At 31.3% G+C, this 13,886-nt stretch carries 15 protein-coding genes, 5 tRNA genes and 1 pseudogene; 2 read left to right on the plus strand and 19 right to left on the minus strand.

The window, feature by feature from the left end; translation table 11 throughout:
• Positions 1-128: 128 nt before the first annotated feature.
• From rplA to nssR, 15 genes and pseudogenes are all read right to left on the minus strand, one after another.
• On the minus strand, positions 129-830 hold the full coding sequence (gene rplA / locus ELQ05_RS07310) for a 50S ribosomal protein L1 (protein WP_002854928.1): 702 nt from the start codon (positions 828-830) through the stop codon (positions 129-131).
• Positions 831-884: 54 nt separating this feature from the next.
• Positions 885-1,310, minus strand: coding sequence for a 50S ribosomal protein L11 (gene rplK / locus ELQ05_RS07315; protein ID WP_002779452.1), 426 nt, complete (start codon positions 1,308-1,310; stop codon positions 885-887).
• Between the two features lie 25 nt (positions 1,311-1,335).
• A complete protein-coding gene (nusG, locus tag ELQ05_RS07320) occupies positions 1,336-1,869 on the minus strand; it encodes a transcription termination/antitermination protein NusG (protein WP_002851098.1) in 534 nt (177 codons plus the stop codon).
• A 9-nt stretch (positions 1,870-1,878) separates the two neighbouring features.
• Positions 1,879-2,058 (minus strand): preprotein translocase subunit SecE, encoded by a 180-nt coding sequence (gene secE, locus ELQ05_RS07325; protein WP_002854985.1) that lies wholly within the window; start codon positions 2,056-2,058, stop codon positions 1,879-1,881.
• 18 nt (positions 2,059-2,076) lie between these two features.
• Positions 2,077-2,152, minus strand: a tRNA-Trp gene (locus ELQ05_RS07330).
• A 12-nt stretch (positions 2,153-2,164) separates the two neighbouring features.
• A complete protein-coding gene (gene rpmG, locus ELQ05_RS07335; protein WP_002793551.1) occupies positions 2,165-2,323 on the minus strand; it encodes a 50S ribosomal protein L33 in 159 nt (52 codons plus the stop codon).
• Between the two features lie 52 nt (positions 2,324-2,375).
• On the minus strand, positions 2,376-3,575 hold the full coding sequence (gene tuf / locus ELQ05_RS07340; protein WP_002855271.1) for an elongation factor Tu: 1,200 nt from the start codon (positions 3,573-3,575) through the stop codon (positions 2,376-2,378).
• Positions 3,576-3,643: 68 nt separating this feature from the next.
• Positions 3,644-3,718, minus strand: a tRNA-Thr gene (locus ELQ05_RS07345).
• A 104-nt stretch (positions 3,719-3,822) separates the two neighbouring features.
• Positions 3,823-3,899, minus strand: a tRNA-Gly gene (locus ELQ05_RS07350).
• Between the two features lie 6 nt (positions 3,900-3,905).
• Positions 3,906-3,991, minus strand: a tRNA-Tyr gene (locus ELQ05_RS07355).
• 49 nt (positions 3,992-4,040) lie between these two features.
• Positions 4,041-4,116 (minus strand) — tRNA-Thr (locus tag ELQ05_RS07360).
• A 91-nt stretch (positions 4,117-4,207) separates the two neighbouring features.
• Positions 4,208-4,968: pseudogene (locus ELQ05_RS07365) on the minus strand (amino acid ABC transporter ATP-binding protein).
• 1 nt (position 4,969) lies between these two features.
• Entirely contained in the window at positions 4,970-5,626 is a 657-nt protein-coding gene (locus ELQ05_RS07370) for an amino acid ABC transporter permease (protein WP_070316532.1), read from the minus strand.
• Complete coding sequence (locus ELQ05_RS07375; RefSeq protein ID WP_002858512.1) at positions 5,619-6,320, minus strand: amino acid ABC transporter permease; 702 nt, start codon at positions 6,318-6,320, stop codon at positions 5,619-5,621. Before ELQ05_RS07375 ends, ELQ05_RS07370 begins: the two co-directional genes overlap by 8 nt.
• A 16-nt stretch (positions 6,321-6,336) precedes the next feature.
• Positions 6,337-6,933 carry a nitrosative stress-sensitive transcriptional regulator NssR gene (nssR, locus tag ELQ05_RS07380; protein ID WP_070316531.1) on the minus strand — a complete coding sequence of 199 codons (597 nt, stop codon included), beginning with the start codon at positions 6,931-6,933 and terminating at the stop codon, positions 6,337-6,339.
• Between the two features lie 94 nt (positions 6,934-7,027).
• On the opposite strand from nssR, the gene ctb reads away from it, so the two are divergent.
• Positions 7,028-7,411 carry a truncated hemoglobin Ctb gene (gene ctb / locus ELQ05_RS07385; protein ID WP_052806201.1) on the plus strand — a complete coding sequence of 128 codons (384 nt, stop codon included), beginning with the start codon at positions 7,028-7,030 and terminating at the stop codon, positions 7,409-7,411.
• On the opposite strand, the gene recG is transcribed toward ctb, so the two are convergent.
• Genes recG through ELQ05_RS07400 form a run of 3 tightly spaced genes read right to left on the minus strand, consistent with a single transcriptional unit; the run spans position 7,408 to position 11,487 of the window.
• Positions 7,408-9,231 (minus strand): ATP-dependent DNA helicase RecG, encoded by a 1,824-nt coding sequence (gene recG / locus ELQ05_RS07390; RefSeq protein ID WP_134240052.1) that lies wholly within the window; start codon positions 9,229-9,231, stop codon positions 7,408-7,410. The two genes, ctb and recG, sit on opposite strands and share 4 nt — an antisense overlap.
• Positions 9,221-10,441 carry a pitrilysin family protein gene (locus tag ELQ05_RS07395; protein WP_096702947.1) on the minus strand — a complete coding sequence of 407 codons (1,221 nt, stop codon included), beginning with the start codon at positions 10,439-10,441 and terminating at the stop codon, positions 9,221-9,223. The genes recG and ELQ05_RS07395 overlap by 11 nt, the downstream gene beginning before the upstream one ends.
• Positions 10,441-11,487: a dehypoxanthine futalosine cyclase gene (locus ELQ05_RS07400; RefSeq protein WP_070316528.1), complete on the minus strand. Its 1,047-nt coding sequence runs from the start codon at positions 11,485-11,487 to the stop codon at positions 10,441-10,443. The genes ELQ05_RS07395 and ELQ05_RS07400 overlap by 1 nt, the downstream gene beginning before the upstream one ends.
• Positions 11,488-11,560: 73 nt before the next feature.
• Here ELQ05_RS07400 and ELQ05_RS07405 point away from each other — a divergent pair, with 73 nt between their 5' ends.
• Positions 11,561-12,748, plus strand: coding sequence for an MFS transporter (locus tag ELQ05_RS07405; protein WP_070316527.1), 1,188 nt, complete (start codon positions 11,561-11,563; stop codon positions 12,746-12,748).
• Between the two features lie 15 nt (positions 12,749-12,763).
• On the opposite strand, the gene nusA is transcribed toward ELQ05_RS07405, so the two are convergent.
• Positions 12,764-13,852 (minus strand): transcription termination factor NusA, encoded by a 1,089-nt coding sequence (gene nusA, locus ELQ05_RS07410; protein ID WP_002859895.1) that lies wholly within the window; start codon positions 13,850-13,852, stop codon positions 12,764-12,766.
• Positions 13,853-13,886 lie beyond the last annotated feature (34 nt).

Genomic DNA, 13,886 nt, shown 5'->3' on the forward strand with positions numbered 1-13,886 from the left:
TTCAAGTAGAGTGGAAATCCAATTAAGCTTACGCCTCGACTATCTTCAATCTAAAATAAACATCTCAAAAAATCAAAAATTTTTTCAAATGTTTATTTTAAAACAAAAGAGTTGCAAAAAAGCAACTCTTATTTCATATCAAGCAATTCTTGTGTTTCAAGCTTTACAGAAGGGCTCATTGTCAAAGATAAAGCCGCATTTTTAATATATCTACCTTTAGCTGCGGCAGGTTTATGTTTGTTGATTGCCTTTACAAAAGTGCTAACATTGTCCCATAATTGTTCTTTGGAAAAACTTACTTTACCAAGACCTGCATGGATATTTCCTTGCTTATCAACACGGAAATTTACCTGACCACTTTTTGCATTATTAACTGCTTGAGCAACATCCATAGTCACTGTTCCGGTTTTAGGATTTGGCATTAAACCTTTTGGGCCTAAAATTCTACCAACTTTACCAACAAGTCCCATTAAATTTGGAGTAGCAATCAAAACATCAAAATTCATATTACCTTTTTGAATTTCTTCTACTAAATCATCGCTACCCACAATATCTGCACCAGCATTTTTCGCTTCATCAGCTTTTGCGTCTTTTGCAATTACAGCAACACGAACTTTTTTACCCGTTCCAGCAGGTAAAACAACAGATCCTCTTACCATTTGATCTGCATGTCTTGGATCAACATTGAGTTTTAAAGCAATTTCTACAGTCTCATCAAATTTAGCAGACTTTAAAGTCTTTATTGTATCAATTGCATCGCTTAAAGCATACTCTTTATTTGAATCAATTTTTTGTGATAATTCTTTTAATCTTTTTGCTATCTTAGCCATTTATTTTCTCCGCATTTTAAAGTGCTACCGCCTTTTACCTTGGCGGTGAAAGGATTAATCTACGATTTCAACACCCATAGAACGAGCTGAACCTGCAATAATTTTAGCAGCTTGATCTCTATCTTTAGTATTTAAATCTGCAATTTTCTTATCTACTATTTCTAAAACTTGAGCACGAGTTAATTTGCCAACCTTATTTTTAAGTGGATTATCCGTACCTTTAGAAATTCCAGCTGCTTTTTTGATCAAATCCGTAGCTGGCGGTTGTTTTGTAATAAAAGTAAAACTTTTATCTGCATAAACAGTGATAACAACAGGGATATTAAAACCTGCCATATCTTTTGTTCTTTCATTAAAAGCCTTACAAAACTCCATAATATTAACACCTTGCTGACCCAAAGCAGGGCCAACAGGTGGTGATGGGTTTGCTTTTGTGGCAGCAATTTGCAATTTAATTTCGCCTACGACTTTTTTAGCCATAACAAATCTCCTTACTTGATATAAATTAAATTATTTTCTCAACTTGAGAATATAAGATCTCCACTGGAGTTGAGCGTCCAAAAATAGAAACATTTAATTTTAATAAACCACGAACCATATCATACTCTTCTACAATTGCAGTAAAGTTTGCAAATGGCCCTTCTGTGATTCTCACATTTTCCCCTTCTTCAAAAGAAATTTTTGGTTTAGGCGCTGCACGATTGTGAACTTTTTCCAAAATCAAATTAATATCTTTTTCTGTTAAAGGGGTTGGCTTTTTGGATTCTCCAATAAAACGACCAACCTTTGGAAGAGATTGAATGCGATGCCAAAGCTCTGTATTTAAATCAAGAAGTGCAAAAACGTATCCTGAATACAAACTTCTTTCGCTAATCTTCTCCTTTCCATTCTTAAATTCAATAACATCTTCAGTTGGAACAACAATTTCTTTAAGTTGTTCTTCAATTCCGTTATCTTTTACTAAATTTTCAATGGCTCTTTTAACTGCCATTTCACTGCCAGCATAAGTTTGAATTGCATACCATTTATGAGTACTCATTTACTCTCCTTATACGATCGCAGAAACAATAGAGGACATAAGCCAATCCACTAACGCCAAAAACAAAGAAATCACCGCAACAACCACAAAAACTGTAATATAGGCATTTCTTACCTGTTCTTTTAAAGGAAAAATTACTTTCCTTAATTCGGCTTTTGATAATTTAAAATAAGTTATTAATTTTTCCATTTATTTAAACCTTAATTATGGCAGGGCAAGAGGGATTCGAACCCCCAACCATCGGATTTGGAATCCGGCGCTCTACCGTTGGAGCTATTGCCCTAAGGGCGCAAGCTTAACTTTTTAGCTTAACTTCTTTGTGAAGTGTATGTTTTTTTAATCTTGGGCAATATTTTTTTAATTCTAATTTTTCAGTAGTATTTTTACTATTTTTATAGGTGCTATAATTAATATCACCACATTCTTCACACTTTAAACCAACTTTAATTCTCATTTTAATTTTCCTTAAAAAATTAAAGCCAAGCTTTTAACTTGGCTTTATTAAATTATTTAATAATTTTAGAAACAACACCTGAACCAACAGTTTTACCACCTTCACGAATAGCAAAACGAGTTCCTTCTTCAAGTGCTACTGGAGCGATCAAGCTTACAGTAATTCTCACATTTTCACCTGGCATAACCATTTCAACACCATCAGCTAATTTAATCGAACCTGTAACATCAGTTGTTCTTACATAAAACTGTGGTCTATAGTTGTTAAAGAATGGAGTATGTCTACCACCTTCATCTTTATTCAAGATATAAACTTCAGCTTCGAAGTCAGTGTGTGGAGTAATTGATTTTGGTTTAGCAAGAACCATACCACGGATAACTTCTTCTTTTTTAGTACCACGAAGAAGAACACCTACGTTATCTCCTGCTTCGCCTTGATCCATTTCTTTTCTGAACATTTCAACACCTGTTACAGTTGTTGTTTGAGTATCTTTAATACCAACGATTTCGATAGTATCACCTACTTTTACAACACCTTTTTCAATTCTACCTGTAACAACAGTACCACGACCTGAAATTGAGAAAACATCTTCAATTGGCATCAAGAAGTCTTTTTCAGTATCACGAGTTGGAGTTGGAATATAGCTATCAACTGCAGCCATAAGATCCATAATTTTTGCTGACCATTCACCATCTTGTCCAGCTTTAGCTTCTTCAAGAGCTTTTAAAGCAGAACCAGAAATAATAGGTGTATCATCGCCTGGGAAATCATAAGAGCTTAATAATTCTCTAATTTCCATTTCAACTAACTCTAAAAGTTCAGCATCATCAACCATATCTGCTTTATTCATAAAAACAACAATATATGGAACGCCTACTTGACGAGAAAGAAGAATATGTTCTCTAGTTTGTGGCATAGGACCATCTGCAGCAGAAACAACCAAGATCGCTCCATCCATTTGTGCAGCACCTGTAATCATGTTTTTAACATAATCTGCGTGACCTGGGCAGTCAACGTGTGCATAGTGACGATTGTCTGTTTCATATTCAATATGAGAAGTAGCAATAGTAATACCACGCTCTTTTTCTTCTGGAGCATTATCGATATTATCATAATCTTTAAGCTCTGCTAAACCTCTTCTAGAAAGAACAGCAGAAATAGCAGCTGTTAAAGTAGTTTTACCATGGTCAACGTGACCAATAGTACCAATATTTACGTGTGGCTTATTACGTGAAAATTTTTCTTTAGCCATTTTTTTCCTCCGTATAAAAAATAAATTGAGCAAAGCAAGTCTTATATCTATATAATTTTTTCAATTCATGGAGCTCATAGCGGGAATTGAACCCGCGACCTCTCCCTTACCAAGGGAGTGCTCTACCTCTGAGCCATACGAGCGCTCAGAAAAATTATACACAATAACAGACAACAAAAACTCTTAAATGGGATATATACTGTAAGTTAAAGGTTTTAAAATACAGCTCCCAGTTCTTTTAAATTATTGGAGCGGGAAACGGGACTCGAACCCGCGACCCTCAGCTTGGAAGGCTGATGCTCTAGCCAACTGAGCTACTCCCGCAAAGCATGGTGGTGAGTCGTGGATTCGAACCACGGAAGGCGAAAGCCAGCAGATTTACAGTCTGCCCTCGTTGGCCACTTGAGTAACTCACCATAAAAATATTGCTTTTTCAATATTCTGGTCAAACACTGCTAAAATAAATGGAGCTGGTTAAGGGACTTGAACCCCCGACCTGCTGCTTACAAGGCAGCTGCTCTACCAACTGAGCTAAACCAGCAAAAATAAAAGTGAGATTATAACTCAAAAAAAAATTTTTGTCAAGACTTTTTTAGTTTTTCTATAAAATTTTAGTCTTGTAAAGTTTATTATCATAAACCAATATTATTTTTATCTATTTATGATAATCAAACAAATTTAAAAATTTCTTTGCTCTTTCGCTTTTTGGATTTTCAAAAAAACTTTTAGGATCATTTTCTTCGATGATTTTTCCTTCATCCATAAAAATGATTTTATCTGCTACAGCTTTAGCAAAACCCATTTCATGGGTAACAATAAGCATAGTCATACCCTCTTTTGCAAGATTTAACATCACTTCTAAAACTTCTCTAACAATCTCAGGATCCAGTGCTGCTGTAACCTCATCAAAAAGCATTAACTCAGGATTCATACATAAACTTCTTACTATGGCAATTCTTTGCTTTTGTCCTCCGCTAAGCTCTCTTGGATAAGCATGAATTTTATGCAAAAGCCCCACCTTTTCAAGCCAAATTTTAGCCTCTTTTAAAACCTCATCTTTCTTTCTTTTTTGCACTTTCATAGGCCCTAAAAGTATATTTTCTTCAACACTTAAATGCTCAAAAAGCTCATAAGATTGAAAAACCATACCAACTTTTTGACGCATTCTTGGCCATTCTTTAAAATCTTTATCTATTTTCTCATTATCAATATAAATATTACCACTTGCAATCTCTTCAAGCCCATTAATACAACGCAAAAGCGTAGATTTTCCACATCCGCTAGGACCTAAAATCACCACAACTTCTTTAGCCTTAACTTCTAAATTAATATCTTTTAAGGCGTGATGCGAACCATAATACTTTTGTAAATTTTCTATTTTTAGTATGCTCATTTTAGCTCCATTTTTTCTCTAATTTTCTTGAATATAAAGTGATGGGATAACAAAGTATAAAAAAGATAAAAAAAATCAAACCATAAATAACAAAAGGTGCAAAATCATTTCTATTATGAAATTCTATAATTTGTTGCCCTACTTTTACAAGCTCTACCGCACCGATTAAATAAGCAAAGGTTGTACTTTTAATCATGCGAGTAAGTAAATTCATGCTCATAGGAGTTAAACGACGCATAGCTTGTGGAATAATAATATAAACAAAACTTTGCACCGTATTTAAACCTAAAGATGATGCACTTTCATACTGATGTTTTGGAATACTCTGCAAGGAAACACGCACCAAATCCATCATCTCAAAACAACCCCAAATGCTAAAAACAATAATAGCTGCACTTACAGAACTCAAATCCCACCCAAACCATCTAGGAAAACCAAAATACACCACAAAAAGCCATACCAAAAGTGGCATAACACGCACAAATTCTAAACCTAAACGACAAAAAGCATAGATATAGGTATTTTTAAAACTCATTAAAATTCCCAAAAACAACCCACCTATCGAAGTAATAATAATGCTGATAAATGAAATTTCAAGAGTGACAAAAAGCCCTTGCCAGAGTCTTAAAAGCGTATCAGTATTTAAAAATTCAAGCATGAAGCAACCTTTTTTCAAACTTTAGCAAAATAAAAGACAAAGGCAAAATAATGCATAAATATCCCATAAACAACAAAAACAATAGCTCATCTGTCTTATAGGTTAAGGAATTTAAACTCTTCATTAAATTCACCAAATCTGGCAAGGCAATAATGCTAACAACTGAAGTTTCTTTGATTAAAAATATAATATTAGCACTAATACTTGGCATAGAAATAGCCAAAGCTTGCGGCAAAATCACATAACGCAAATTTCCAAATTTTGAAAAACCCAAAGAAAGTCCCGCTTCAAACTGCTGTTTTCTTATGGCTTCAAATCCCGCTCTTAAACTTTCAGCCATATAAGAACCTCCTAAAAAACTAAGTCCTACTATAGCACAAGCAAAAGAAGGCCTTAAAGTTTCTTCTACGCTTAAGCAAATCAAATCAAGCGGTGGAATTTGCTCTAAATGTATATTAAATTTAGGTAAAGCATAATATAAGAAAAAAAGTTGAATTAATAAAGGCGTATTTCTTGAAAACTCTATATAAAGCTTGCAAATATTTTCTAAAATTTTTATTTTAAAATAACTCATTAAAATACAAAACAAACCTATTATCAAAGAAAAAATAATTCCAAAAAAGCTTAGTTTTATCGTAAGCCAAGCAGCCGTTAAAAAAGCAGGAGCTTGAGCTAATATAAAATCAAAATCCATTCTCTACCTTAAATTTTTACCAAAGTTCTTTCATGATCATATCTTTATTTAAAATTTCAATTCTACCTTTTTTTGTATCAATAAGTTCTGAAATTTTAAGTTCTTTTAACACTCGAGATAAAGATTGTGCTCTAACATTTAAATCAATTGCAATTTGTTTTTGTGAAATTGTATCTAAATTTTTTTCATTTTCCAAAAGATACTTTAATAATCTCGTCCTTAAATCTAATGCATTTTGAGATAATTTCTTTTCTAAAATTTTGATTTTATCAAAAAGTGAGCTGATAAGTAAAAAATTAAATTCTTTATTTTCACTGCATAAATTTTGAAAATTAATAAAATCAATTTCCAAAATTTCTCCATCTTCTTCAAAGACAGCATTAGCAGGATAATTTAATTTTTTAAAAGCAGGCATTTCTGCTATAAAATTTGGAGGATTAAAATAATGCAAAGTAATTTCTTTATCACTTGATGTACTTTTATAAATGCGTATTTTTCCCTTGAGTAAAATAAAAAAATTTTTAGCCTCTTCGCCTTCATAAAATAAAATACTATTTTTTTGAAATTTTTTTAATTTTCCTACACTAGATAAAAGTTCTAAATAGTCTTTCATTATATACATTTTCCATTCTTAACTTATGTTAAATTTAATTTATCTTATTTTTGCTATATTAACGCCATAAAATTAACATTTAAGAAAGGCTTATATGAAATTTGAAACAATTAATCAAGAAAGCATAGCAAAACTCATGGAAATATTTTATGAAAAAATTAGAAAAGATAAGGATTTAGGGCCTATTTTTAACAATGCTATTGGAACAAACGATGAAGAATGGGAAGAACATAAAGCAAAAATAGGAAATTTTTGGGCAGGCATGCTTTTAGGCGAAGGTGATTATAATGGGCAACCCTTAAAAAAACATCTAGATTTACCTCCTTTTCCTCAAGAATTTTTTGAAGTTTGGCTAGGACTTTTTGAAGAAAGTTTAAATATGGTTTATAATGAAGAAATGAAAGCAGTTATTTTACAGCGTGCACAAATGATAGCTTCACATTTTCAAAATATGCTTTATAAGTATGGTGGACATTAATTTGGCAATTTTTTTGCCAAATCTTTTTTTACCTTTTGTAAAATCTCCTCATCCTTAGAAAAATCAAAAAATTTAAACTCATTTCCATGTTGCATAAAACCATCGAGCAAATCTCCACTCAAACGATTTTTAAGATCAAGCTCTGCTATTTTAAACCCATCTAAAGTGCTAGCAAATTCTTTTAAACGACTCGGAATTTCTTTAAGTTTAGTATAAAGATAGCAAGTACTTTTAAGCCCTACACGACCTACACGGCCACGAAGTTGATGTAAGGTAGCAAGTCCTAAACGTTCCGCCCCCACAATCACTATCATACTCAATCTTGGCAAAGAAATACCTACTTCCACCACTGTAGTGCTTAGTAAAATATTTCCCTCATCTCTAAAACGCTCTAAAATTTCATCTTTTTGTTTATCTTTTCCATGAGTTACAAAAACTTTTTCATAATGACTCTGCCAATATTCTTTGGCCTGCTCTAAAGAAAGATAAGGAATCTTATCACTAGCACTCACTAAGGGATAAATAATGATAATTTGATGATTTTTAGAAATTTCTTCCTTGATCTTCTCGCTAAGCTTAGAAAAACCTTCATTTTGTATGCAATAAGTTGTAATATCTTTTTTAAAAGGCATTTGTTTAATAAAGCTAAAATTTAAAAGTTCAGATTGTATCATGCTTAAAGTTCTTGGAATAGGCGTAGCCGAAAACTGTATAAAATGAGGGGCAAATTCTTGTTTATTTAAAGAATGAATTTTTTCACGCTGAGCTGATCCAAAACGATGTTGTTCATCTATCATTACAAGCACGGCATTATGACTTTCTAAATGAATTAAAGCGTGAGTGCCTATGATAAGATTTGCTTTTTGGATATTTTGTTCTAAATCTTTTTCTTTTTTACCCCCTTTAATAAACAAAATATTCATAAAATCAGGTAAAAATTTCTTAGCCTCTTCATAAAGCTGATACGCTAAAATACTAGTAGGTGCCATTAAAATAGCTTGCTTAGGATAAACCATCAAAGCCGCACCGAGTAAAACCAAGGTTTTACCACACCCCACATCACCCATAATCACACGCCTTTTGGCTTCTTTTGAATGCAAATCTTTTTCTATATCTTTTAAGGCGTTAAGCTGATCTTTAGTAAGAGAAAAAGGCAAATCTTTAAGCCAATTAGCTATATTAAAAACATTGATTTGATGAGCTTTAAAATGCGTTTTTTTAGCTTTTAAACGCTTTAAAAAATTATATATTTCTATATATTTTAAATCTTTGCTAAAATTTTGCAAATTTTCAAACATAAAAAAACTTTTTTCATCATAAGTATGTAAATTTAAAAGAAAATGTATATATTTATCCTCTATGCCACTTTCTTTTAAATTTTCATAATTAAGATATTTATGTATAAAAGCAGCAATTTTTGCATCTTTTAAACCTAAAATTTGATACTTTGGACTAAAACCCTCAAAAGAAGTTAAAATTTTAGGATTGTTAAATTGCCAAGCGTGATTAAAACGCGAGAGCTTGGCATTAAAAATAAGCTCTTTTCCTACCTTACAAATCCTAAAATGCCAAGCTCTAGGATGAAAAAACACAAAAGAAATATTTTCTTGCCATTCTTCACAAAAACCTAAACCAAAAAGTTGATTTTTTCTTGAACTAACGCTTTTTATAGTGATTTTTTGGGTGCAAATTTCATTTTCTTTGGGATTTTTACTTGGATTTAAATTTTCAATTTTTTTAGGTAAAAGAAGGGCTAAATCAATAGCACTTCTAATTTTTAATTTTTTAAAAAATTCAAAATCACTTTCTTTAATTTTCATTTTGTATGCTTGCAAAACTTATATTTAAAAGCTCTTGATGTTTTTTAATATAAGCATTGATGGTTTCAAGTTTAACCTTTTCCATAAGTTTTAACTCTTCTTTATAATATCCTAATTTTAAACCTTGATAAAATTCATTAAAGGTCATAGATAAACGCTTGCTTAAGCTTTCATAACGCAAAGGAGTTGATCCTATGAGAAAATTTTTAGCTTGATCAAGTTCATTTTGAGTCATGCCATTTTTTATAAAATCTTCAAAAAGCTCTTTTACGATTTTTTTAGCTTCTTTAGCGCTTTCATTTTTAGTTTGTAAATATCCAAAAACTCTAGAAAAAGACATATTCATATCAAGCATAGCATAAGCTGAGTATGCAAGACCTCTTTTAACGCGAATTTCTTCCATAATCCTTGAACCAAATCCTCCTTGCCCTAGAACAAATAATGCAATTTTTGCAAGATATAAATCCTTATCTTTAAAATCAGCAAAAAAAGGTGTAGCAAAATAAATATAAGCTTGTTCACTTTCTGGGCGTAGCAAAATTTCATCTTTGATGTCTTTGCTTAACTCATATTTTTTTGGAGTATTTTTCTTACCTATTTGAAGTTTTGATAAGAGTTTTAAAAGATCTTCCTTGGCTTGTTTTTCTTCTAAATCTCCTCCTAAAATCACAACCAAATCACTAAGATGGATAAAATTTTTATAAAAATTTTGCAAATCTTTTAAAGACAAAGTTTCTATACTTTTTTCATCCCCATCATTTGGACTTTGAAATTCTTTACATTTAAAAATTTGAGTATTGAGTAAATTTTTTGCTAAATAATCAAAATCACTATTTTTACTCGCGAGCTCACCTAAGGCATTGATTTTTAATTTTTGCAAAGTTTTTTCTTCTATTCTTGGTTTTAAAAGCAATTTTTCTAAACTCTTTAAAGCAAAATCAAAATTTTCTTTCAAGCAAGAAAGATTGATTTCCAAGCTTTCAAAACCACTACTTGCCTCTAAATTTATCGCTCTAAATTCTAAATCCTTAAAAAATTTATCATCCACGCCTTCATTTAAAATACGTGAAAACATCTTAGCTAAACCTGCTATTTCATCATAACTTCTAGCGCAATTTCTAAAAACAAGCTTTAAAACAACAATGGGAAAATCAGAATTTTTTTCAAAAATAAAAGGGATTTTAACACCCCTACTCTCTAAATACTGCATTAAAACCTTTCTAAAATTTCATAAGCGGTATTGCGTTTAGCTGGATTTTCGCCTAAACTTCTAATCAGCCTTATCATCTCATCTTGATTCATTCTATAACTTGCTCCTGCAGCACTTACTACATTTTCTTCCATCATAGTTGAGCCTAAATCATTGGCCCCAAATTTTAAAGCAAGCTGGCCTATAAGTGAGCCTTGAGTCACCCAAGAACTTTGTAAATTTTTAAAATTATCTAAATAAAGTCTTGCTAAAGCTAAAAGTCTTAAATACTTGTTAGAACTTTGTTTCATAATCTCTGGATGTTTTTGGATTAAAGCAGTATTATCACTTTGAAAGCTCCATAAAATAAAAGCTCTAAAACCACCTGTTTCATCTTGTAATTTTCTTAAATGTTCAAAATGATCGATGATTTCTTCATCATTTTCAACCGTTCCAAACATCATGGTAGCTGTACTTTTCATACCGATTTTATGAGCTTGGCGATGTACTTCTAACCAAGTAGCTGTATCGCATTTATTGGGTGCGATAATATCACGCACCCTATCACTTAGCACCTCAGCTCCCGCTCCTGGTATAGAAAATAAACCCTTAGCTTGTAATCTTTTTAACACTTCAGTGATTGAAATTTTAGATGCTTTTGCAATATAAGCGATTTCAACTGCTGAAAAACCATGCACAGTGATATTTGGATAATGTTCTTTTATCCAAGAAACTAATTCTTCATACCATTCTATTTTTAATTTTGGGTGCACCCCGCCTTGAAAAAGAATTTGTGTACCCCCAATAGCTTCAAGCTCCTCTATCTTCTTGCCTATCTCTTCAAAACTTAAAATATAAGCATCATCTTCTTTATGATGGCGATAAAAAGCACAAAAAGAACAATCAATACAACAAACATTGGTATAATTAATATTTCTATCCACAACAAAAGTGGTAATTTTTTCAGGATGAAGTTCTAATTTTCTTTTATAAGCCATTTCTCCAAGTTCAGTTAAACTCGCATGATCTAATAAATCTAAAGCTTCTTTTTTATCCAGTCTTTTCAAAATTTTTCCTTGTTTTTTACATAATTAAAATAATTATAGCATTTAAAATATAAATTATGCTATAGTTTCGCTTATGAATTACATTGAACTATTAAAAAATAATAAAAATATCAGAATATTAGCTTCGGTTCAGTTTATAGTATATTTTGGAGCATGGTTTTCTCAAACAGGAGTTTTTACCCTTTTGGTTGAGCTTAATGCTCCTACTTGGGCAACAGCTACAAGTGCTATGCTTGCTTTTTTACCTGGAGTTTTACTTGCTCCTATTAATGGCGTCATAGTAGAGAAAAATAAACCTAAAAAACTTTTACTCAGTATGATTAGCATAGAATTAATTTCTATTTTTTGTCTTATTTTTGTCACAAGTCTTAGCATGCTTTGGCTTTTATTTATTTTAATTTTCATAAGACTTTGTGTTGCTTCGATTTATTTTCAAGCTGAAATGAGTTTATTGGCCAAAATTTTAACCCCTCAAGAACTTAAACTCGCTAATGAAATGCACAGTGTCATTTGGGCGATTTCTTATACAGCAGGTATGGCAAGTGCGGGAATTTTTATTTATTTTCTAGGAGTTAAAACCGCTTTTTTATTTGACTGTATACTTATACTCATAGGCATTTCTTTTTTAGTAAGATTAAGCATTCCTGATTTTCATCAAAAAACACAAAGTCGCTTTTTTACCATGATAAAAGAAGGATTTTTCTATGTTTTAAATAATAAAATAATTTTTCATCTTATTTTACTTCATGCTTTTATAGGTTTAACTGCTTATGAAACCTTGGTTACGCTTTTAGCACAACATCAATATAAAGAAGTTTTATCCGCTGCTTTAGTAATAGGGTTTTTAAATGCGGTACGTGCTTGTTCTTTAGCTATAGGACCCATGATTTTAAGCAAATTTATTAATGATAAAAATTTATTTTACATGTATCTTGGTCAAGGTTTTGGTATTATACTTTGGGCTTTAACTCAATTTAATTTTTATATTTCTTTTTTAGGTTTAATTGGTGCAGGTTTTTTTACCTCAGCGCTTTGGGCTTATACCTACACCATGATACAAAAAAATGCTGACAAAGAATATCATGGTAGGGTAATCGCTTATACAGATATGATTTATCTTAGTTTTAGTGCTATTATTTCAATGCTTATGGGCTTTTTATTTGAAATAGGCTTGAGTTTAGAACTGATTACAGGTTTATTAGGTATGATTTTTATCTTTGCGGCATTTTATTGGAGGTGGTTTTATAAAAAATATTTGTGAAAATTCACAAATATTTTAAATTTTAAACAAATCCTGAAGATTTTTCATTGCTTCTTCATTGCTGATGGCATTATTTAGCTGCGATGAACTTAATTCATTGAGCTCTATTTCATAACCACTTAACATAGAAGCAAGGCGAATATTAATACCATTTTTTCCTATAGCTTTACTTTTTTGTTCGCTATTTAAACTTACAATAGCTTTTTTATCTTCAATTTTTACAGAATTTACAATAGCAGGAGCCAAGGCACGAGAAATTAAAATTTCACTCTCATTTGTAAATTCTATACAATCAATATTTTCATTATGAAGCTCTTTGCTTACTGCATTAATTCTTACACCTTTAACACCTACTGTAGCGCCTACAGGATCGATATTTGCTCCATTGGCCTGAAGAATGATTTTTGCTCTTTCACCCGGAATTCTAGCACATCCTATAATATTGACATAACCATCTTTGATTTCTGGAACCTCAGCTTCAAGTAAACATTCTAAAAATTTAGGACTTGTACGACTAAGCTCGATTTTAATACCCTTATCTGTATAAACACGGCGTATCACAGCTTTTACCACATCACCTATTTTAAACTTTTCCCCTTTAATGCGATTTTTTCTTGGTAAAAAAGCTCTTAATTCATCTATTTCAATAAAAGTATTTTCTTCATTATCCACTCTAACAACTGTACCAAAAACCATTTGCCCTACTTTGTTTTTATATTTTTCAAAAATAGTTTGTTCTAATAATTTTTGTATATGATATTCAAGTTCTTTATGCAAGGTATTTACCGCAGTTCTTCCTAAATTTTCCAAAGAACATTCATAGGTTAATTCATCTCCTATTTCAACATCTGGAGCTTCTGATTTTGCCTTACTTAACGCGATAAAACTCTCACTTTTATTTTGCAATCTCTCGTCATTATCTGCTACTATGGTGATTTTTTGATAAAGATTTAAATTTTTAGGATCCACAAAAAACTCATATTCTTGTCCATAAATTCTTTTTGCAGTATTGATTAAAGCGGTAGCTACCTTTTCTCTTACATTCTCTAAGTTTAAATTTTTTTCATTAGCAATAGATTCGATAATATCTGCTATCTTTTCCATATTTTATAAAACCTTTTTTGTGGGAAATTTAAAA

This window comes from Campylobacter sp. US53 (assembly GCF_004378995.1).
Lineage (GTDB): Bacteria > Campylobacterota > Campylobacteria > Campylobacterales > Campylobacteraceae > Campylobacter_D > Campylobacter_D jejuni.

Excerpts from the sequence above, each read along its gene's own strand:
- rplA (WP_002854928.1), bottom strand. The coding sequence starts at position 830 with ATGGCTAAGATAGCAAAAAGATTAAAAGAATTATCACAAAAAATTGAT.
- rplK (WP_002779452.1), bottom strand. The coding sequence starts at position 1,310 with ATGGCTAAAAAAGTCGTAGGCGAAATTAAATTGCAAATTGCTGCCACA.
- nusG (WP_002851098.1), bottom strand. The coding sequence starts at position 1,869 with ATGAGTACTCATAAATGGTATGCAATTCAAACTTATGCTGGCAGTGAA.
- secE (WP_002854985.1), bottom strand. The coding sequence starts at position 2,058 with ATGGAAAAATTAATAACTTATTTTAAATTATCAAAAGCCGAATTAAGG.
- rpmG (WP_002793551.1), bottom strand. The coding sequence starts at position 2,323 with ATGAGAATTAAAGTTGGTTTAAAGTGTGAAGAATGTGGTGATATTAAT.
- tuf (WP_002855271.1), bottom strand. The coding sequence starts at position 3,575 with ATGGCTAAAGAAAAATTTTCACGTAATAAGCCACACGTAAATATTGGT.
- ELQ05_RS07370 (WP_070316532.1), bottom strand. The coding sequence starts at position 5,626 with ATGCTTGAATTTTTAAATACTGATACGCTTTTAAGACTCTGGCAAGGG.
- ELQ05_RS07375 (WP_002858512.1), bottom strand. The coding sequence starts at position 6,320 with ATGGATTTTGATTTTATATTAGCTCAAGCTCCTGCTTTTTTAACGGCT.
- nssR (WP_070316531.1), bottom strand. The coding sequence starts at position 6,933 with ATGAAAGACTATTTAGAACTTTTATCTAGTGTAGGAAAATTAAAAAAA.
- ctb (WP_052806201.1), top strand. The coding sequence starts at position 7,028 with ATGAAATTTGAAACAATTAATCAAGAAAGCATAGCAAAACTCATGGAA.
- recG (WP_134240052.1), bottom strand. The coding sequence starts at position 9,231 with ATGAAAATTAAAGAAAGTGATTTTGAATTTTTTAAAAAATTAAAAATT.
- ELQ05_RS07395 (WP_096702947.1), bottom strand. The coding sequence starts at position 10,441 with ATGCAGTATTTAGAGAGTAGGGGTGTTAAAATCCCTTTTATTTTTGAA.
- ELQ05_RS07405 (WP_070316527.1), top strand. The coding sequence starts at position 11,561 with ATGAATTACATTGAACTATTAAAAAATAATAAAAATATCAGAATATTA.
- nusA (WP_002859895.1), bottom strand. The coding sequence starts at position 13,852 with ATGGAAAAGATAGCAGATATTATCGAATCTATTGCTAATGAAAAAAAT.